General features: G+C 45.5%; 12 protein-coding genes and 1 pseudogene. 11 read left to right on the top strand and 2 right to left on the bottom strand.

Translation table 11 applies throughout. From position 1 onward, the window contains the following. Positions 1-630, bottom strand: a pseudogene (locus QZZ36_RS01505) (phosphoenolpyruvate synthase); the annotation flags it as partial. A 195-nt stretch (positions 631-825) separates the two neighbouring features. Here QZZ36_RS01505 and QZZ36_RS01500 point away from each other — a divergent pair. From QZZ36_RS01500 to QZZ36_RS01450, 11 genes are all read left to right on the top strand, one after another. Next, positions 826-2739, top strand: coding sequence for an NAD(+) synthase (locus QZZ36_RS01500; RefSeq protein ID WP_295075622.1), 1914 nt, complete (start codon positions 826-828; stop codon positions 2737-2739). A gap of 344 nt (positions 2740-3083) precedes the next feature. After that, complete coding sequence (locus QZZ36_RS01495) at positions 3084-4889, top strand: CotH kinase family protein (RefSeq protein WP_295075619.1); 1806 nt, start codon at positions 3084-3086, stop codon at positions 4887-4889. Positions 4890-4948: 59 nt separating this feature from the next. Further along, a complete protein-coding gene (locus QZZ36_RS01490) occupies positions 4949-5695 on the top strand; it encodes an alpha/beta fold hydrolase (RefSeq protein WP_295075616.1) in 747 nt (248 codons plus the stop codon). 222 nt (positions 5696-5917) lie between these two features. Further along, positions 5918-8839 carry a carbohydrate-binding domain-containing protein gene (locus QZZ36_RS01485; protein ID WP_295075613.1) on the top strand — a complete coding sequence of 974 codons (2922 nt, stop codon included), beginning with the start codon at positions 5918-5920 and terminating at the stop codon, positions 8837-8839. 212 nt (positions 8840-9051) lie between these two features. After that, positions 9052-10020 carry a hypothetical protein gene (locus tag QZZ36_RS01480; protein ID WP_295075611.1) on the top strand — a complete coding sequence of 323 codons (969 nt, stop codon included), beginning with the start codon at positions 9052-9054 and terminating at the stop codon, positions 10018-10020. A gap of 2 nt (positions 10021-10022) precedes the next feature. After that, positions 10023-10928: a hypothetical protein gene (locus QZZ36_RS01475; RefSeq protein ID WP_295075608.1), complete on the top strand. Its 906-nt coding sequence runs from the start codon at positions 10023-10025 to the stop codon at positions 10926-10928. Between the two features lie 14 nt (positions 10929-10942). Next, positions 10943-12103 (top strand): hypothetical protein, encoded by a 1161-nt coding sequence (locus tag QZZ36_RS01470; RefSeq protein ID WP_295075605.1) that lies wholly within the window; start codon positions 10943-10945, stop codon positions 12101-12103. Beyond that, positions 12100-13308 (top strand): adenylosuccinate synthetase, encoded by a 1209-nt coding sequence (locus QZZ36_RS01465; RefSeq protein WP_295075602.1) that lies wholly within the window; start codon positions 12100-12102, stop codon positions 13306-13308. Before QZZ36_RS01470 ends, QZZ36_RS01465 begins: the two co-directional genes overlap by 4 nt. Positions 13309-13815: 507 nt before the next feature. Then, positions 13816-15156, top strand: a complete 1341-nt coding sequence (locus tag QZZ36_RS01460) for a potassium transporter TrkG (RefSeq protein ID WP_295075599.1) — start codon at positions 13816-13818, stop codon at positions 15154-15156. Between the two features lie 25 nt (positions 15157-15181). Then, positions 15182-15820 (top strand): TrkA family potassium uptake protein, encoded by a 639-nt coding sequence (locus tag QZZ36_RS01455; RefSeq protein ID WP_295075596.1) that lies wholly within the window; start codon positions 15182-15184, stop codon positions 15818-15820. 284 nt (positions 15821-16104) lie between these two features. Then, positions 16105-18600, top strand: a complete 2496-nt coding sequence (locus tag QZZ36_RS01450) for a glycoside hydrolase family 9 protein (protein WP_295075593.1) — start codon at positions 16105-16107, stop codon at positions 18598-18600. A 98-nt stretch (positions 18601-18698) separates the two neighbouring features. On the opposite strand, the gene QZZ36_RS01445 is transcribed toward QZZ36_RS01450, so the two are convergent. Next, on the bottom strand, positions 18699-21242 hold the full coding sequence (locus tag QZZ36_RS01445; protein ID WP_295075590.1) for a LamG-like jellyroll fold domain-containing protein: 2544 nt from the start codon (positions 21240-21242) through the stop codon (positions 18699-18701). Positions 21243-21312 lie beyond the last annotated feature (70 nt).

Raw genomic sequence — 21312 nt, 5'->3', positions numbered from 1 at the left:
CTTGACACCGTCAAGAATAGGGCGGAAACGCCCTGTTTCAGGCTCATAAGTATGTGGCTGAAACATGGTGTCGGAACTTCTGTTCCATACCTTTTCCGGACGGACATATACGTTCTTTTTATCCGAATATACATCAAGAAAAAGCTGTGTTGTGTTCAGTATCTTATTTATAGCATGAACGGAGTGCTTTCCTCTGATTATAGGGAAAAATGCAACTGTATCAAGTATGAACAGAAACGGACAGGTCACGCGGAAAAAGTTGCCCATCATAAGGTCTGTAGCCCACATAGCCTGCAATTCCGAAAGACAGTCGAATATATAGAAAGCGTCCCTGCCTGCCTTTTCTATCTCGTTGTGAATGTCAACTGTGAATGTTTCAAATCTGTGAGACAGCGGAACTTCAATCGTTTTTACCTCCGGGCAGTTATCCACAAGGGGCTGGTGGCATGCAAAGCGGAAGTATATGATATTTCTTCTGTCAGAAATAGCCTGTCTGAGATAGGGTTCCATAAACAGCCGGAACTCGGAAAGCTCGGAAACTCTCCATACAACATTGTCGCCCAGTCTTATATTGTCAAGTGCGGTATCCATTTCGGGAATCCCCGATAATATCCTGTCAAAAGCAGCCATAAAGGCACCTCCCCGTACAAACAAAAAACGGCGCTGAATACTCAGCACCGTTGCTCTTTATCTGCATTATATCACAGTCGGGAACTCCTGTCAAGATTTTTCTTGACATTTTTACAATGACGTTATATAATAATCTCAGACAAGCAAAGGCGCTGCGTTTTTTAGCAGTGCCTTTTTGATTTTAGGAGGGACACTATGAAGGACGGATTTATAAAAACTGCCTGTGCGACACCCGAAGTAAAGGTCGCGGACTGTCAGTACAACGCTGACAGGACAATTGAACTAATCACCGAAGCTCACAGCAGGGGAGTGAAGCTTATATGCTTTCCCGAACTTTCCATTACAGGCTATACCTGCGGCGACCTGTTTTTACAGGATGCACTTTTAAGTTCGGCTAAGAAAGAACTTGTCAGGATAATAAATGAAACTCAAAATATAGATATAGTTTCGGTTATCGGAGTGCCTCTTGCAGTCTGCGGAAAGCTGTACAACTGCGCCGTTGTCATAAACAGAGGAAAAGCTGTCGGAGCTGTGGCGAAAAAGAATATCCCAAATTACAGCGAGTTTTACGAGGTACGTCATTTCACAGCAGCCGGTGACAGCCTCTGTGCGGATATTCAGCTTGATGACGGGTATTCAGTTCATCTTGAGGATACTGTTTTCACCTGCAGGGAGCTTCCTGAGCTTATCTTCGGAGTCGAGATATGCGAGGATATGTGGGTAAGCTCTCCGCCGTCCGAGCGCCTTGCAGCTTCTGGCGCTGTTATCATATTCAATCTGTCCGCAAGCGATGAGGTAATAGGCAAAGCGGACTACCGCAGAACGCTTGTCAAAGCACATTCGGGCTCTCTTGCCTGCGCCTACGCTTACGCCAGTTCGGGTATTGGGGAATCCACGCAGGATATGGTCTTTGCGGGACATGATATAATAGCGGAAAACGGCTCTGTACTGGCTGAGTCGAAGGCTTTTTCAAGCGGACTTACCATTGCTGATATCGACATAAAAAAGCTGAACTATGAGCGCAGAAGAATGAATTCGTTCCCGGCTTCTCCAGATATGAACTCTGTATTTTTTTCACTTGATATCACGAAAACTGTTCTTGACAGGATTTTTCCAAGAACTCCGTTTGTACCGTCTGATAAAAAGGCACTTGACAGCAGGTGTGAGGAGATACTCACCATGCAGGCTGTGGGACTTATGACAAGGCTGCGTCATATCGGCTGCAAGACAGCAGTGCTCGGACTTTCGGGCGGACTTGATTCAACTCTTGCGCTCATCGTTACTGTTCACGCATTTGATATGCTGGGACTTGACAGAGGCGGTATCCATGCTATAACCATGCCCTGCTTCGGAACTACTGACAGAACCTACAATAACGCCTGCTCGCTGGCAAAGGCTTACGGTGCTTCGCTCACCGAGATAAATATATGTGCAAGTGTCATGCAGCATTTCGCCGATATAGAGCAGTCTCCGGAGGTACATGATGTTACATATGAGAACTCACAGGCAAGGGAACGCACTCAGGTGCTTATGGACAAAGCAAATCAGCTCGGCGGCAACGTTATCGGTACAGGAGACCTGTCGGAGCTTGCACTGGGTTGGGCGACCTACAACGGAGACCATATGTCAATGTACGCTGTTAATTCGTCTATACCGAAAACTCTTGTGCGCTGGCTTGTGAACTATGAAGCTGAGATATCGGAGGGTGAACTGAAAAAAGTTCTTTTTGATATACTGGATACTCCTGTTAGCCCTGAGCTCCTTCCGCCTGGGGAAAACGGCACTATATCACAGAAAACGGAGGATATCGTCGGACCGTATGAGCTTCACGATTTCTTCATGTACTATATGCTTAGATACGGATATTCACCCTCAAAGATATTCTGTATCGCCTGTCTCACATTTGCAGAAACATATTCCAAGGAAGTCATAATGAAATGGCTCAAGACATTTTACCGCCGGTTCTTCTCGCAGCAGTTCAAACGCTCCTGTCTGCCTGACGGACCAAAGGTAGGAACTGTTACTCTGTCTCCACGCGGTGACTGGCATATGCCAAGCGACGCGTCGGCTTATATTTGGCTGAAGGAATTGGAGGATACTGACCAATAATGTTATTGGTTTTGAAATTGTGCATTAAAATCCGCTCAGGAGCCTATCCTGAGCGGATAGTTTTATTTCTGCGGATATGCTGCGATTTTCTTCTGATATAAAACTTCTGTAACGAATTCAGACTGATGAAAGATTTTCTCTCAGTTAAAGCGTTCTGTTCGGCTGTGATGATAACAAGGATATTGTGTGCCTGATCATAATTACTTGACTGTATCACGTGGATAATGTATAATAATGTTAATACAGACAGGTTAGGTGTACAGGAACATTTTTCCTGTACCTTGTTTTGATGTCAGGTGAAATGGGTTCATACAAATTATAGGGAAACAAACAGGAGATATTTTATGAAAAACAAATCAAAAGCTATGATAAATTCATTATTGCTTATGACACTGAGCTTCAGTGTTTTATCGCTTGGCTCATGTGCGGATGAAGTAAAGAGATCATCTGAAGCAGTACCGGTTGAGATAAATACAGCAGATACCGAAACTGAACCGTTTGAAGCTGAGGGAATGAGGTTCTCCGCAAAAAGCGGTTTTTATGACAGTGAATTTTATCTTTCCATATCCGCTGATGAGGGCTCTGAGATATACTACACTCTTGACGGCAGTATACCAACTGCAGAGAGCATTTGCTATGATTCACCTATTCTTGTGAAAGACCGTTCAGAGGAAGAAAACGTACTCAGCAAACACAAAGGGATTTCGCAGCCTGCGGCATACGAAACTGCTTTTATTCCGCGTGACAAGACAGACAAGGCAACGGTAGTCAGGGCAGTTGCGATAGATAAAAACGGCAACAGCAGTGCAGTTGTGTCAAATACATATTTTGTCGGTTTTGACCAGAAAGCGGATTACTACAAGGACACTAAGATAGTATCTCTTATGACTGATGAGGATAATCTCTTCGACTATGAAAAGGGTATTTATGTAACCGGAAAGGTATATGACTCATGGAAGAAAAGCAAGGATTACGACCCTGAAACTCCCGACTGGTTCCTTCCCGGCAACTATACCCAGAAAGGCAGAGAATGGGAAAGGGAAGCGACGATACAGTTCTTTGAAAACGGACAGCTTGCTGTGTCGCAGAATGTGGGGATACGTATACATGGCGGAGCGACACGTTCATATTCGCAAAAAAGCATGAATGTATATGCAAGAAAGGATTATGGCGCTGCTAAGCTTGAATATGATCTTTTTTCGGATAATGTCAGGAAAAAGTCTGACGGGACTCCTGTTACTTTGTTTGACAGCTTTATACTTCGCAACGGCGGAAATGACGCGCAGTATACACGTTTCAGAGATAAGCTGATACAGTCTCTTGTTCAGGACAGGCAGTTTCTTACACAGGGTATGGAGCCGTGCATAGTTTTCATAGACGGTGAGTTCTGGGGACATTACGAGATAACAGAAAAGCTTGACAAGGAATTCATCAGCACACATTATGACGTTCCTGCGAAGGAGATATGCATAATAAAAGCGGAGACTCTTGATGAAGGTTCCGAGGAGACATTTTCAGAATGGGAGGAGCTGCGCAGCTGGATACGTGATACAGATTTCTCGGAACAGTCAGCCTATGACGAGCTTTGCGGATATATTGATATGCAGGGCTTTATGGACTACGTAAGCACTGAGATATACATAAACAACGCAGACTGGGGAAAGCCTAATTCTGCAATGTGGAAAGCGGAAAATACAGATAATGATTCGCCCTATTCTGACGGCAAATGGCGGTTCGTTCTTTTTGATACGGAATACAGTTCGGGTATCTACGGTGAAGCACAGCCATATGAAGACAGCTTTGAAAAGCTTATGGAAAGCGATTGCTTTATCGCAGATCTTTTTAACGGAGCTCTTGAGAATGACGGCTTCAGAAAGCAGTTTGCCGATACTTTTATGGAGATAGCTGACGGTTACTTCGGTACCGGGCGCGTTGATTCCGAGATCGAAAAGCTGTCAGAAGAGTATCATGATATGACTATAGACACATATGACCGTTTCTGGGGCGGATGGATGGGCGGTTATGCCGCAGAGGGAAATTACGAGGAATCAGTAAATTCACTTAGACAATTCTACAGTAAAAGATACGATTACATTACAAAATATCTTAAAGAGGATATTCTTTCAGAACAAGAGCAGGAGGCAGCGTAAACCTGAAATATATATGTTCGGATAATTCACTTTTTAATATAAACGGGAGAATGATAAATATGGAAGAATTCTTTATTAACAGCGACGGTATACGCCTTCATGCAAAGCTTGACCGTCCGGACAAAATGAAAAAGGGACCGCTTTGCATACTGATACACGGTTTTACAGGGCATATGGAAGAAGAGCACATAATTGCAGCTCAGAAGGCAATGAATGAGGCAGGCGTTTCAGTTCTTCGCGCGGAGATGTACGGTCACGGAAAAAGTGACGGAGAGTTTAAAAATCATACACTGTATAAATGGGTGACGAACGCGCTTGCAGTGGTAGAATATGCGAAAGAACTTGATTTTGTTACCGGACTTTATCTTTGCGGACATTCTCAGGGAGGACTGCTGACAATGCTGATAGGTGGTATGTGCGCGGACGATTTCAGAGCTATTGTGCCGTTATCACCTGCATGGATGATCCCCGGTGACGCAAGGAAGGGTACAGTTCTTGGAAACAGTTTTGATCCGGAACATATTCCTGAAAGGTTAGCCAGCGAAAGCTGGGAGATTTCGGGCGATTATATCCGCACGGCACAATCGATTCATGTAGAGGACGCGATTTCGAGATACAAGGGAAAAGTTCTTGTCATACACGGTGACGAAGATACTATAGTTCCTTTTGACTATGCAGAGAAGGCGGCTGAACTTTATAAAAACTCCGGGCTTGTTAAGATACACGGAGGGGATCACTGCTTTACCGGTCATCTTGAAGAGCTGGCTGACTCGATAAGGGATTTTTTTCAGAAGGAAATAAGGTAAAAAAAGATCTGCAGCAGATACAGGATTATTTGAAGAAAAGTGAACAGCTCGGATATTATCATATCTGAAAAGCAGTCTTTAAAGGCTGCTTTTTTATTAAATATTTCTGCTGTGGTATCAGGTATGAAAAAAGCTTTAAGGTTATTTTAAGATTTACAAATTATTATACTATCATAAATATATATTGCCTATATTATTTTTTTATTTAGGAGGATGATTCAAATGAAAAAGAAAAACATACTGGCAGGTCTTCTGTCGGTAATGGTCCTGGGAACCGCCTCGGCTGTATCGGCGTCAGCTGCTGACGGTCTCTACGGTGACACAAACTGCGATGGCACTGTTGATATGGCAGATGCCGTGCTTATCATGCAGTCACTTGCAAATCCTGAAAAGTACGGAGTTTCGGGAACAAGTGAGAACCATATCACACAGCAGGGAATCGACCTTGCTGACGTCTGTGAGAACGGAAACGGTCTTACAACAAAAGATGCGCTCTCTATCCAGAATTATCTTTTAGGCAACATCAAGTCGCTTCCCGAATCCTACAAGGGAGACTCATCGACAGGCGAAGATGATGCGGACGAGGTAAAGACAATGATACACCTCAGCGATTCCGGTATTGAGATCGACGGAAAGTATGCTGAAGCTGAAGGTTCAAAGATAATTATCACTCACTCAGGAAAATACACGATCGACGGTACTCTCTCCGACGGTCAGATCTGCGTTGATATACCTGATGAGAAAGCTGATAACGGCACCGTCAAGCTTGTACTCAAAGGAGCAAGCATAACCGGAAAGAGCGCTCCTGCGATACTTGTAAACAATGCAGACAAGACATCTGTCACCGTTGCTGACGGCACAGAGAATACTATATCTGACGGAACGGCAGCTTATGCCGGCGACGAGGCTGAAAGCGCTGTTATCGAGGCGAAGGACGATCTTACGATCAAGGGCGACGACAACGGCACAGGTATTCTTACTGTAAATGCGAATGTACAGCCTGCTATCGTCTGCAACAATGATCTCAAGTTTACAGGCGGAGTGCTTAACATAAACACTCTCAACGAAGACAAGGAAGCTGCTCCTGACGCTGTAAAGGGCAAGGGCTCTGTAACAGTAAAGGGCGGTACTTTAAATATAACTGCCAAGGGTGACGGTATAAAGTCATCGAAGGGTGCAGTCTCAATTGAAGGCGGAACTCTTGTTATCAAAGCCGGCAAGGACGCTGTTCAGGCAGAGACTGATATCACTGTATCGGGCGGCGATGTAGCTGCATTCGGCGACAAGGGACTCACCGCAGCCGGCAAAGTAAATATCACAGGCGGCGATGTAGTTGCTACTGCTGTCGATCAGCAGTGCGAGACTCTTGCTGCAACAGAACAGGCAACACTCTTGCTTGACTTCACAAAGGAGTGGTCAAAGAACAATCCGATCTCTGTAACGGATTCCTCAAACAAGGTTCTCATAGAGAAGAACACATTCAAGAAGTATAAATATGCAGTTGTTTCTTCTGCAAACATTGCTTCCGTAGACCTCAAGGTATTTGCAGGCGGAATAAAGATGAAGCACAGCAGCGGCAGCACATTCAAGAGCGGCAAGCCTGCGAAGTTCACAGATGTAAACAACGATATGGAGAACGAGGAGCAGCTCTATCAGGAGCTCTTCAGCCAGGAGAAGATCCACAAGATCGATGTCCAGATCGATGAAGCTGTATGGGATAACCTTCTGAAAACAGCCAGCAAGGAAGAATGGACTCCCTGTGATATCACGATCGATGGCGAGACCTTCAAGAATGTTGGTATAAGAACAAAGGGCAACAGTTCGCTTATGATGGCAAAGGACGGCAAGTACAGCCTCCGTTTCAAGCTCGACAAGTATGACAAGACTCTCAATTATCACGGACTGACAGAGTTCTGCATGAACAATATGCTCATGGATGCTTCGTGCCTCAGAGATATACTTTGCTATAACGCTATGTACGAGATCGGCGGTGTAGCACCTCATGCAGCACATACAGATATGTACCTCAACGGTGACCTCTACAGCTTCTATCTCCTCGCAGAGCAGCCCGGTACAACTCTTGCTGAGCGCTACGCTGTAGATGATGATTCAGTTCTCTACAAGGCAACAGAAAAGAACGGAGCTGAAGGCGGCTGGGGCGGCTTCGGCGGTGACAGCTACTGCTCGTTCACTGAGAGTATGCCTCTTGACAGATTTGACGTCAAGTTCGGTTTGGACGAAAACTTCGATCATATACAGGCTGTCAAGACAGCTATCAACAAACTCACAGCAACTGATTATAAGTTCATTGAAGATGTTCTTGATGTGCCGAGCTTCCTCAAGGGCTTTGCAGTAAACTCAATATTCTGCAACTACGACAGCTATAATGGATCTCTTGCACATAACTACTATCTCATGTATTCAGGCGGCAAAATGCATTTTGTAGGCTGGGATTACAACCTCTGCCTCGGTAACTTTACAGGAGGAGCAAATTCAGTAACATCAGACATAAAGACAAGTCTTTATCAGTCGACTATAGAGGACCGTCCTCTTGCAAAGCTTCTTCAGGTTCCGGAGTATTACGATATGTATGTGGATATCGTTAAGGAAGTAATCGAATTCTACAGCGATCCCGAGCAGTATGTGGCTGATTACGCAAAGGCAATCCGTCCTCACGTAGAAGCTGATCCTCGCTTTGAATTCACTATTGATGATTTTGATATAAATACTTCAAAGAGTGCAGAAGGTCTTCAGTACAGCGAAGAAGATCCCGGCAATGCCTGGGGTAACTGGGGCGGCTTCGGAGGCGGAGACGCTAACGGTGAGAACGGCGGCTGGGCTGGTTTCGGAGGCGGTGACGCCAACGGTGAGAACGGCGGCTGGGCTGGTTTCGGAGGCGGTGACGCCAACGGCGAAGGCGGAGGCGCCTGGGGCGGCTTCGGCGGAGACGCAAGCTTCGACTGGGCTAACATGGACTGGGAAAACATGGACTGGGAAAACATGGACTGGGAAAACATGGACTGGGGCGACATGGACTGGGGTGATATGGACTTCGGCGGCGGTATGTTCGGCGGCGGTCAGACTTCAGTTGTAGACTTCCTTATCAAGAGATTTGAGATAATCCTTGCAGCTCTCAACAGTTGATAACCATTTTTTACACAAAGCAGCACATTCGGCATAGTTACTGAATGTGCTGTTTTTATTGTTGATATATACATAAATTATTGACATTAAAATTGATATATGTTATAATTAATGTACAGCGCGGATTCTTTATGTCAAGCTGATTTTAATCATAATGGAAAAAGCAGGCATTTATTATTATTGTATTATATATCACGGACGGAGGGGCACATATGAAAAAACTTAACTGTAAAAACTGCGGGGGACCAATGACCATTGATCCTTCCGGAACAACAGCACACTGCCGGTACTGCGGTTCGGAATATGTGCTTGATCACAGGGATACGGACTATTACCGTGATTTTTATGAGCGTATGAGAGGCTTTCTTAGTCTGTCATCTGACGGGCAGGAAAGGCGCAGGCGTTCTGATAAGCTTTGGAGCGGCGCTGCGTCGGAGGTGTTTGAATGCAGTGACGGCAGACAGATAGATATAAAGAATATGTATACCTACAAGGACAGAGACGCAGCTGTATATACGGCAAGACAGAACATCATATTCCGTTTCGATGCCGGAAATAGCGATAAAGCGGATAAATTCAGGAAAAATGTTTCGTCTGTCGATTATCCTTCAGCTGATACAAGGAATCTTTCGGACTTTTTTCCGAGGATAAGCGGAGGCTTTGAACTGAATGACGGTTCTGCCCTGCTTGTTGTAAAAAAGAGTGAAGACGAGTATCCGCTCCGTCTGTTCGGTACGCTCAGCGGCAGGCATACTGCCTGGCTTATAGGACGCATGGAAAATCTTTGCTGTGTTCTTGAATATAACAGTATTGTACATAACGACTTCGGTCCTGACACATTGTATATTGACCCTTACGATCATCAGGCGAGCCTGTACGGCGGCTGGTGGAATGCGGTCCGCAACAATACACGGGTCAATGACAGGATATGTACGACCAGGGATAATCTTACAGCTTTACGTGAAACTGCCGCTAATGTTCTTGGATTTGCTTCAGCTGATGCTGTCAGGGAAACTGATGATATCCCAAAGCCCTTTGCTGATTTCCTGAGAAGCGCTCCTATGAGCAATGCGTATGAGGATTTTGCATACTGGGACGATGTTCTGATAAAGTCATACGGTGAGCGGAAGTTTATAAATATGGAAACGGACGATCAGCATATCTACGGAAAAGGTAAGTGATTATGGGACGCGGAAGCTATACTGCAAGTGACTGGATAAAGCTGAGAAGCTCATTCGGCGATGCAAATAAAAATGACAGGATATTTGAAGAGAAGGTATCGTCTTCTGCGCTGACTTCACTGAAAGGAATTGAGAGAGAGTCGCGCGATAACGAGGATTCACCAAGGTCCACACCGGTCATTATCGGTTTTGATGTAACAGCGTCAATGGGATATCTTGCTGAGGAGCTTGCCCTCAATTCGCTCAATAAGGCAATAGTTTATCTGTATGAGAATAAACCGATATCCTGCCCGCAGGTGATGTGCTGCGCCATAGGCGACTGCAGGAGTGACAGATATCCGCTGCAGGTAACTCAGTTTGAGAGTGATATCCGGATAATAAAGCAGCTCACAGGTCTGTGTATAGAGGGCGGAGGCGGCGGAAACGGCGGAGAATCCTATAATCTTGCGTGGTATTTTGCTGCTGAACGCACACATACGGACTGCTTTGAAAAGCGCAAAGGAAAAGGATATCTTATAACTATCGGTGACGACAACTGCCATAGAATGCTGACCTGTGGTGAGATAAAACGGGTATTCGGTGATGACTCCGCTTACGATCTGGCATCTGAGGAGCTTATTTCGGCGGCAGGGAAGATGTACAATGTATTTCATATATGCATAGAAAGAGGAGTTCCTGAGGACGAAAGGATATTTGAAGGCTGGAGGGAGCTGCTGCCGGGAAGGACAGCCGTCATAAACAAAAAGGATATCTCATGCCTTGCTGAGCTGATATATGCTCTTATATCAGTTGCTGAGGGCAGGACACCAAATGAAGCACTCAGCGCGGTAGACCAGCAGGCAGCCGAAAGGATCGCTGGCTCGCTTGCTCATATAAATATTCCGAAAAACAATAATATATCATTCTGAGGAGGTAGACTATAATGGGACGCGGAAGCTATAATGCAGCTGACTGGAACAAGCTAAAAAACAGCAAAGGTATCAATGCGGATTCAACTGCCAATGATATTTTCAGCGGGAATCAGGTGAACGAGAAATATCTGCCTAAGTTCATAACTGTGCGCGAATCACGTGACAGTGAGGACTCGCCGGAGTCAACGCCGATAATCATTGGCTTTGACTCCACAGGTTCCATGGGCTATCTTGCAGCAGAGATCGCAAAGAACTCTCTCAACAGGACAGCTACCATGATACTTGAAAAAAGACCTGTTACGGATCCGCATATCATGTGTGCAGCTTTTACATCGCCTTCATCCTCTTCAACTCATCCCGCAATGCAGGTTACTCAGTTTGAAGCGGATATTCGCGTAGTCGAGCAGCTGCTTGAGTTCAAGCTCGATGGCGGAAACAGGTACAGCTACGATTCGCTTGTATGGTATTTCGCGCTGATGCACACCTCAATAGACAGCTATGAAAAGCGTAAAAAGAAAGGCTTTATCTTCTGTATCGGCGATGAGGTAGGAGATGACGGAAATACCGATATCCTTAACGCGAAAGAAATCAGAGATGTATTTAACGATGATACTGCTCACAACTATAAGACAAAAGAGCTCTTCTCGCAGACAAGCGAGAAATATGAGATATTCCATATAATAACCGGCGGACGTACAGAGAGCTCACTGGAAACGTGGGAGCGTCTCGTACCCGGAAGAAATGCAGTTATCGAGGCTGAGAATATTGAGTTTCTTGCTGAGGTAATGATATCAATTATGCAGTTGGTGAACGGAATGACCAGGGAGGAGACTGTTTCACAGTGGAGCGGCAAGGCTAAGGATACTGTAGAAAAAGCACTGTCAACTATCAGTGTAAAGTCTGCTCCTAAGACAGCGGAGCCGATGCAGCAGAAAGAACCTGTTTCAAATGCTGCAGCAGAGCCGCAGCATGATCCCAGCCGTAAGCCTGTTCCGGTTGCGAAGCCGATGAAGGAGGCAAAACCTGTAGCTGTTGCAAAGCCTCTCAATGCAGTTAAGCCTGTCACGGAAGCAAAGCCGGTCGCGGCTGACACGCCGGAAAATATTGCCGCTCTTAGTGAAGGCAACGAAAAGAAAGGTTTCTTCTCGAAATTATTCAATAAGAATAAATGAAGGTAAAGATAGTTATAGGAAAAAACTTCGGTGATGAAGGAAAGGGACTTGCCACAGACTATTTTGCTATGGACGCTGTAAAACATGGGTCGTCTGCAATATGTGTCAGGCACAATGGCGGAGCACAGGCAGGACATACTGTTGAACTGAGGGATAAGCGTTTTGTTTTCTCTCAGCTTACTTCAGCTTCATTCCGTGATATTGCAACATACTGGGCAGACAGCTTTATGCCGGATCTGTATAAGCTCTCTTCTGAGGCGGAGAGCTTCGGCAAGCTCCACGGAAAAATACCTGATATTTTTGCGTCAGGTAAATGCCGCTGTACATATATAGGTGATGTTCTTATAAATATGCTGCTTGAAACAAAGCGTGGAAAAGACCGCCACGGTTCCTGCGGCATGGGAATAAACGAGGCGGCTGTGCGGTCAGTTGGATTCCCTCTTTATCTGGGAGAGATCAAAGCTATGAACACTTCTGAACTGTACAGCAGGCTCAGAACGATACAACGGGAGTATGTGCCTGTAAGACTTGAGGAGCTTTCAATTGACATCAACGAAGCCGGAGAGTACGGCGAAATGCTTAACAGTGAGCGGGTATTGTACAATGCGGCTGAGGATATGTGCCGGAATACTGAATATGTCAGCATTATCGAGCAGGAACAGCTGCGGAATTATGACGAGATAATATTTGAGGGAGCGCAGGGACTGCTGCTGGATGAGTTTTGTACTGAATATGCTCCGCATCTCACGTCGTCACGGACAGGACTGTTTGAGCCTTCACGGATACTTGGCAATCTTTTTTCGGAAGAAGAGGTTATTGATATAGAAACGGTATATGTGACACGCTCATATGTCACCCGTCACGGAGCAGGTCCGCTGCCGAATGAATTCGTAATTGCGGGAGCAATGAACGATAAGACGAATGTATATAATCAATGGCAGGGACAGCTCAGAACAGCGCTTCACGGAGATATTCACGACTTTATGCACGCTGTCCGCGGTGATATTGAAGAAGCTGATATCTGTGCGGATATATCCCTGTTTATTACTCACCTGAATGAGTCGGGAAACTGTATAATGACTCAGTGCGGAAATATACCGGTATCACAGTTTTGTGATTCTGCGGATATCAGTTCTCTTTTTAAACGGATATATCTGTCCGACAGTCCGTTAGCGGAGGATACAGTATCGCAGTATATGAAATAAAAAACTGATTAGTGCAGCAGCCCGCCATCTTATGTACGGTACTTATATAGAAGTTTTTACATGAGCTATTGAGGAAGAACCCTTTTGAAAAAGGGTTCTTCCTCAAACTCCTTTCCTAAAACTTTCGTTTTTATTTTTTCCCTTATAGGGCGCGACCTGTATTCTTGCAGGTCTTTTTTATTACTTACGCGCCTTATAAGTGAAAAAATCAGATAAAATTCTTTGGAAGGGGGGGACGGGGGTGACTCCCTACAGTGTAGGGAGATGTCACGCAGTGACAGAGGGTCGCGCCTCCGTCAGAGGAACCTTTCTTCAGAAAGGTTTCCCCCCGATAATTCCATATAAAGTTTCTGTATGAGTATCACGCTTAGACAGCGGGCTTGGCTTTTTAGTATAAAACACTTGTATAATAATAAAAAATATGCTATAATTTATGCAGCGCAAAAAAGTCAGCAGAAAGTGTAAAGCATTATCTGCCGTCATGAAAATATTATTCCGGAGATAAATATGAAAAAGAATAAAACACAGAATATGATACACAATCGCAATCCTTTCCGCGCAATAAGCCTTGGATTTTTTGTTCTGATAATGGCAGGAGCTTTTCTTCTTATGCTTCCGGTCGCGTCAAAGGACCGAACTGTTACTCCTTTCAGAGATACGCTGTTTACAGCTGTTTCAGCGTCATGTGTTACAGGTCTGATCGTCCGTGATACGGCGACGCACTGGTCGCTTTTCGGTCAGGCGCTGATACTTATGCTTATACAGATAGGCGGTATGGGAGTCATAACGATAGGTCTTGTTATAACGAGACTGTCAGGTAAAAAGATCGGACTCTGGTTTCGCGGAATGATGCAGGATTCAATTTCTGCGCCTAATGTCGGCGGGATACTCCAGCTCACAAAGTTCATTCTGAAAACTACTGCGGCAGTTGAACTTACTGGCGCAGTTTTGCTGTATCCTGTTTTCTGCCGTGAATTCGGTGCGGTAAAGGGTATCTGGTATTCAGTCTTCCATTCCGTATCCGCTTTCTGCAATGCCGGATTTGACCTTATGGGAGTTCGTGAGCCCTTCTCGTCCATGACAGGTTTTGGCGGCAGTATATATGTAAATACAGTTCTTATGTTGCTGATAATTACAGGCGGTATCGGTTTCCTGACATGGGACGACATAGCTCAGTACAGACATCATTTTAAAAAGTACCGGCTTCAGACAAAGATAGTTCTTTTTACGTCAGGAGTGCTTATATTACTGCCTGCGCTGTTCTTCTTTTTTGCCGAATATGCGGGCGAGCCTGTAAAGGAACGTATCCTTCATTCATTGTTTCAGTCGGTAACTGCGCGAACAGCCGGATTCAATACTGCAGATCTTTCGGCAATGAGCGAGCCAGGAGCAATGCTTATGACTGTACTTATGCTCATAGGAGGCTGTTCAGGTTCAACAGCAGGCGGAATGAAGACATCAACGATAGCCGTGCTGTTTCTTGCTGCGCTCAGCGTATTCCGTCGTAAAAATGATGTGGAATGCTTTAAGCGCCGCATTTCATTGGACACGATACGCACAGCAGGCGCTATACTGTTTATGTATGTGTTTTTTTTCCTGTCAACAGGAATTATAATTTGCCTGATTGAGTCCCTTCCGCTTGTCACCTGTTTATTTGAGACAGGTTCCGCACTTGGGACCGCAGGCGTGACTCTTGGAATAACGACGTCGCTCTCGCTGCCGTCGCATATTATACTCATGATACTTATGTTTGCAGGAAGAGTAGGAGGACTTACTCTGATTTATGCGGCATTTGCATCAGGCAGTGAAGCTTCGAGACTTCCGCAGGAAAAGATAACAGTAGGATGATGATACACGAAAAGGAGAAATAATTATGAAATCAGTTTTGATAATCGGTGCAGGACAGTTCGGTATACATATTGCAAGACGCATGGCACAGCTCCGCTGTGAGATAATGGCGGTGGACAGTGAGGAGGAGCGTATCAACGCGATACTTCCTATAGTAACAAACGCACAGATAGGTGACAGTACAAACGCTGAGTTTATGCGCTCACTCGGTATCCCGGATTATGACGTATGTATAGTTACGATAAGCGACAGCTTCCAGGATTCACTTGAAACAACAGCACTTCTGAAGGAGCTTGGAGCTCGTAAGGTCATTTCACGTGCTCAGAACGACGTTCAGGAAAAATTCCTTCTCCGGAACGGTGCTGACGAAACTGTATATCCGGAAAAGCAGACGGCGGTTCGCCTTGCGGTAAAGGAAGCATCTGACGATATCCTTGACGTGTTCCAGATGGATCATGATATCAATATTTATGAAGTAAGGATACCAAAGGCGTGGAACAATAAAACAATTGCAGAACTTGATATACGCAAGAAATATCATCTGAATATTATTGCGATACGTTCAGCAGACCAGCTTGTGATCCCTATGCCGGATATGGTATTGAATACCGATAATGCGGTGCTGCTTCTCGGAAATATGAAAGATATTCAGAAAGTATTCTGATATTTATCAATGCTGCCATTAATGGCAGCATTTTTGTTTGGAAAAGTTTATAAGCATACAAATGCACAAAATGTTACATATCAAGTGCGATAAGTCATTGCATACCGGTGAATGTTCTGCTACAATATAAGTGTAAAAGCATAAGACAATATGTTTTTACCGTAATATACTGCTTTTTTCGGAGCTCCGTACACAGCGCGTTTATCGCTGTATCTGCACTGTACGTATATCTGTAAAAGCAAATTATGTTATCCGTAAAAAGCACAAAATGAGAGGGAATTAAAATGAAAAAAACTATCATCAAGCGCTGTGCAGCTGCATTTGCAGCAGGCACAGTTCTTGCAGCGGCACTGCCATTCAGCAGTCTGCCTGTTACAGCTGCAGGAAACATCATCAGCAATTCCACATTTGATAAGGGGACCTCAGGCTGGGGGACCTATAAGGAGAGCGGTGGAAAATGTTCACTCAGTACAGAGGACGGACAGCTTGCGCTTACAGTATCAAGTGTGGGAAAGGTCAATTATGCCGTGCAGGTGTTCTATGATATCGTACCCCTGTATCAGAACGGCGTTTACCGTCTGAAGTATGACATCTCTTCGAGCACCGACCGCTATATAGAGGGAATGATACAGCAGAACGGCGGTACATATCAGGCATATACATGGAAGGGACTTGAGCTTACATCAGAACCGCAGACAGTGGATTATGAGTTCACAATGAAGCAGGAAACGGATATAATGGCGAAGCTTGTTTTCAATTGTGGTATACAGGAAAAGCATGAGGGAGAACTTCCCGAACATACCATTTATATCGACAACGTGTCGCTTGAGCTGATCGACGACAGCAATGTTGATTATGCTTCAAGCCGTCCCTATGCTCCTTCGATAAATATAGACCAGGTCGGCTACAGACCCGGAGGACAGAAGATCGCAGTGTTCCGTGATGTTACAGACCAGACTGAATTCACGGTTGTAAATGCTGATACTAAGGAAGCTGTTTTCACCGGAAAACTTGAAAGCAGGACAGAGAACAAGAGCGCGGACGAAATAAACTGGACAGGAGATTTCTCATCTGTAAGTGAAGCCGGAAAGTACTATATTTCATGCAGCGGTCTTGACGATTCCTATACATTTGAGATAGGCGAAAAGGTCTATTCTGATCTTATCGATGACAGTGTGAGGATGCTGTATTTACAGCGCTGCGGCGTTAATGTCGAGGACAAGGATTTCGGTCACGAGGCTTGTCATACGGATATGGCTACGGTCTACGGTACTAATGAAAAGATAGATGTGAGCGGCGGCTGGCATGACGCAGGTGACTACGGAAGATATGTCGTACCTGCTGCAAAGGCTGTTGCAGATCTGCTCTATGCATACGATGCCGCTCCCGAACTTTACAGCGATGATACCGGTATACCGGAGAGCGGAAACAATATCCCGGATATACTTGATGAAGCGCGTTTCGAGCTTGAGTGGATGATGAAAATGCAGTCTGCTGACGGCGGCGCTTATCATAAGGTATCCTGTGCGACTTTCCCTGCATATGTTATGCCGACAAAGGAGACTGCGGAGCTTATCGTCACTCCTGTAAGCTCGACCGCTACGGCTGATCTCTGTGCTGCAATGGCGCTTGCTTCGGAATTCTACGGTAAATATGACGCAGACTTTGCAAAGAAGTGTATGGAAGCTGCCGAAAAGTCATGGTCATGGCTCGAAGCAAATCCCGGTTTTGTATTCAAAAATCCTGCTGACATCGTTACCGGTGAGTACGGTGATCTCTCTGACAAGGACGAGCGCTACTGGGCAGCCGTTCAGATGTACCGTGCAACAGGGGACGAGAAGTACACAGCAAACGTGAGCAGCGTTTCCACAGGACTCGACTGGTCAACGGTGGGTGACTACGGTAATATTGCTCTTCTCACAATGAAGGATGCAGACAAGGGATCAGAGCTTTATGCCAGTGCAAAAAAGGCTGTTATCACACAGGCGGAAAAGATGATATCAAATGTTGAGGCTTCACCCTATGGTTCACCGCTGAAAAGCTACGCATGGGGCAGCAATATGACCATTGCCAATGCGGGTATAATTTTCGAGCTTGCGCAGCAGCTTTCTGGAAATGAAAGCTACGGAAAGGCTGCTCAGGCACAGCTCAACTATCTTCTTGGTGTAAATCCTGTGGGTATCTGTTTTGTTTCCGGATACGGCACGGTCTCACCGAAGAATCCGCATCACCGTCCATCAATGGCAGTAGGCCATGCAATGAAGGGAATGCTTGCGGGCGGAGTTAATGAGAACCTTGAGGACAGTGCCGCAAAGGCATATTGTCAGGATCTTCCGGCTGCGAAGAGATATGTTGACAATTCCGAGAGCTATTCCACAAACGAGATAACGATCTACTGGAATTCGCCTCTCACATATCTGCTTTCTCTTACAGAAAATGCAGGCACGGCACCTGAACAGACAGGAACGTCAACAACTACAACTACAACATCGACAACATCTGTAATGACTACAACAACCGTTTCTGTGCCTGATTTAAAAACTGTAACTCTTTACGGCGATGCTAACTGTGATGATACAGTAGATATGGGCGACGCTGTACTGATAATGCAGTCCCTTGCAAATCCTGACAGATACGGTGTAAACGGAAGTGACGAGCTCCATATCACAGAGCAGGGACTTGCAAATGCTGATGTAAGCGAAAAAGGCAACGGCGTGACTAATGCTGACGCACTTGCAATACAGGAATTCCTTTTAGGACTTATCACTTCTTTGAGTTGAGCTTGTCCGGATTTTTAATATAGCAAAGCCCCTTGACCAGAGCTGCGTATCATGCGTTCAGCTCGGTTAAGGGGCTTTGTATTTTAGTATGTATTGACTCAGGAGTTTATAAGCAGTCTGCGCATGAGACAAAGATCAAAGATATCTATTCTTTTGTCACGGCAAAGATCGCCGTTTCCCCAGTTCACAAGATCACCGCTGCCGAGCAGAAAACACTGCATTGTGACAAGGTCAGCAACAGACAGGGTGCCATCGCCGTTGACGTCGCCGTCTGCTGCTGGGGAACCGTTTATTTCAGATTCGGTAAGAGCGCATTTGTATATCCTGATATTGTCAATGCTTCCCATGAAGAAGGTGTCGTCGGAATAGTATGATTTGCCGAGATAACAGCTCGTTCCCGAACCCATATCCGCAAGATGACCGTGTGTTTCAGTAGTGTGCAGTACCATTTTACCGTCAAGATACAGTTTCGTATCGGCGCCGCTGACGACAAGTGTATAGTTATGCCATTCAGTGCCGTCAATGTCATAAACGAGCTCTGTCTCATCACGCCACGAGTCGGTTGTGGCGGCAAACCTGAAAAGCTTGTCTGCGACTCTGAAAAATACATATTTCTCATCGTTTTTACCTGCGGCAAAGGTGAAGAAATTACCTGTTGATTCAGATTTTATATCCATGCTCACAGTATAGTCACGGCAGCCGTCAAGCATACCCAGCGGAAATTCTCCGTATGTACCGTCGCTGCCGTCGAGGTAGAGCACATTTCCTTTCTGAGCGTCCTGTTTAACGGAAGCATTTCCGTTGAGCGAGAGATTTCCGGTACCGTCTTCAAAGCTGATATCGGTGTATGGCTCCGGTTTCACGGCAGGACTGACCGGAGTTCCGAAGATCTTTACCTCATAGACCGTAGGGGTGTACCAGTTATTATCGGGATTGTTCTGTAATGTGGCATTCTGAACATTAAGACGTACATATCGAGCTTTTCCTGAGAGCATATCGCTGTTGAAGCCATAGGTCTTGTTTACAGTTTCGCTGTTCCTGTCGGTATGGTCAAGCAGCTTTGTCCAGTTCTGACCGTCGGTGCTGCCCTCAACGGTATAGGTATAATATCCCTCCGAGCCCTTGCATATATACCATGAGGTCTGAATGTTTGAAAGCTCGCAGACTCTTTCAAGATCCACCTGTAGGCAGAACGGCCATTTTTTATAGTCAGCGATAGCTGTAAAGGAGCTCTGATACGAACCGTCAAAGGCGTTTGCCGGTGAATTGCCTGACTTTGCGGCAAGTGATGATGAGGCTGGTCTGTCCTGAGAGAGAAGCTCTCCCTGCTGAACAGGATAAAGGTCGCCTGTAGAGGTATTATACTTAAAATAAGGACAGTAATCATAGAACGCAAAGCCATTGTCAAAATAGAGAGGACAAAGTGTGGTACCGCTTGTTGATGAAGCTCTCAGCCAGCGGTATGCGTGCATTATATAGTTTTTGTCCTGCATATTTACTATCCAGCCGGACTGTGAGGAAAAGGTCGAGGTATTTCCGATGCTGCGGAGCTCGCTCCACTTTCCACCGAGATCTTTGGTAACGCTGTAAGCTCCGCTGCTCGGATACCAGCCTGCGGCCTGTGAGGTGAAAAGGTAGTAGTATCCGTCCTTCTTGATAAGGTTCGGGAACTCGCGGTACTGATCCTCAAAAAGAGTTTTGACGACTTCGGTAACGTCGCTGTATTCATCATTCATACGGAAGATATACATGGTCGCGTTTGCGCCCTGACCTTCCTTGTTTGCTGCTGCGATAAGGTAGCCTGTGCCGTCATCGTCAAAGAATACCGCCATATCACGGACCTGTATACCCAGTGGATTGTATACGTGATGAACGGTGAATTGTCCGCCCGGAGTACCTGTAATAACGAGAGCCTTGCCGTCGCTGTATCCGCTTGGCTTTTCCCAGTGCGCCCACACTACGACTTTATTTTTTTCTGGGACATATTCGATATGCACCGATTCGATCTTACAGCTTGCAAGGGCAGAGTTCTGTGAACTGTCAGCGACGTTTCTCTCGTTTCCGAAATGCTTTCCGTCACTTGAAGAAGTCTCTGCAAGGTATATGTCGTCCTTGCCGGAATGCTTTTTCAGTGAGTAGCTGTAGTAGGTATTACCGACCTTGTAGCCGTTTGTATCGTAAACAAGGCTGCTGCCCTTCTGATTGTCGTAGGTGCTCAGACCGGAGGGCAGTGTGCATGGAGTCAATGATTTTACCGATGAAAACTTGTCATTGCCTTTTGAGCTGACTTTCAGCTGATAATAGTAGGTCGTTCCGGCTGTCATATCATCGTCCTCATAGGAATTGCCGTTTCCTTCGTAGACTGATATGAAATTATTTTTCGGGTCTGTCGAGCGGTAGAGTGTAAAGCTGTCCGCAGAGAGCGTGGTTGCCCACTGCAGCTCGGCATGATCGGCGCAGCTGCTGTCAGCGATACAGAAAAGATTACCCACAAGACCTATCTCATCGGATATCGTATCCGAAGCTGTAACAGCGCGGGAATAACCTTTTCTGACACTGCTGACAGTCAGAAGCATAGCTGCGCTGCAAATTAATGTAACTGTACGTTTGAAAAACAATTTCAATGCTTTTGTCGTTTTCATTGAATCACTCCTTCGGATCAGAGGCAGGAAAAAACTGACAAGGCGGCTTTTCCTGCACCTTTTTCAATAT

The organism is Ruminococcus sp., from assembly GCF_016287535.1.
GTDB lineage: Bacteria > Bacillota > Clostridia > Oscillospirales > Ruminococcaceae > Ruminococcus.
This window is presented reverse-complemented; position numbering and strand designations above follow the sequence as displayed.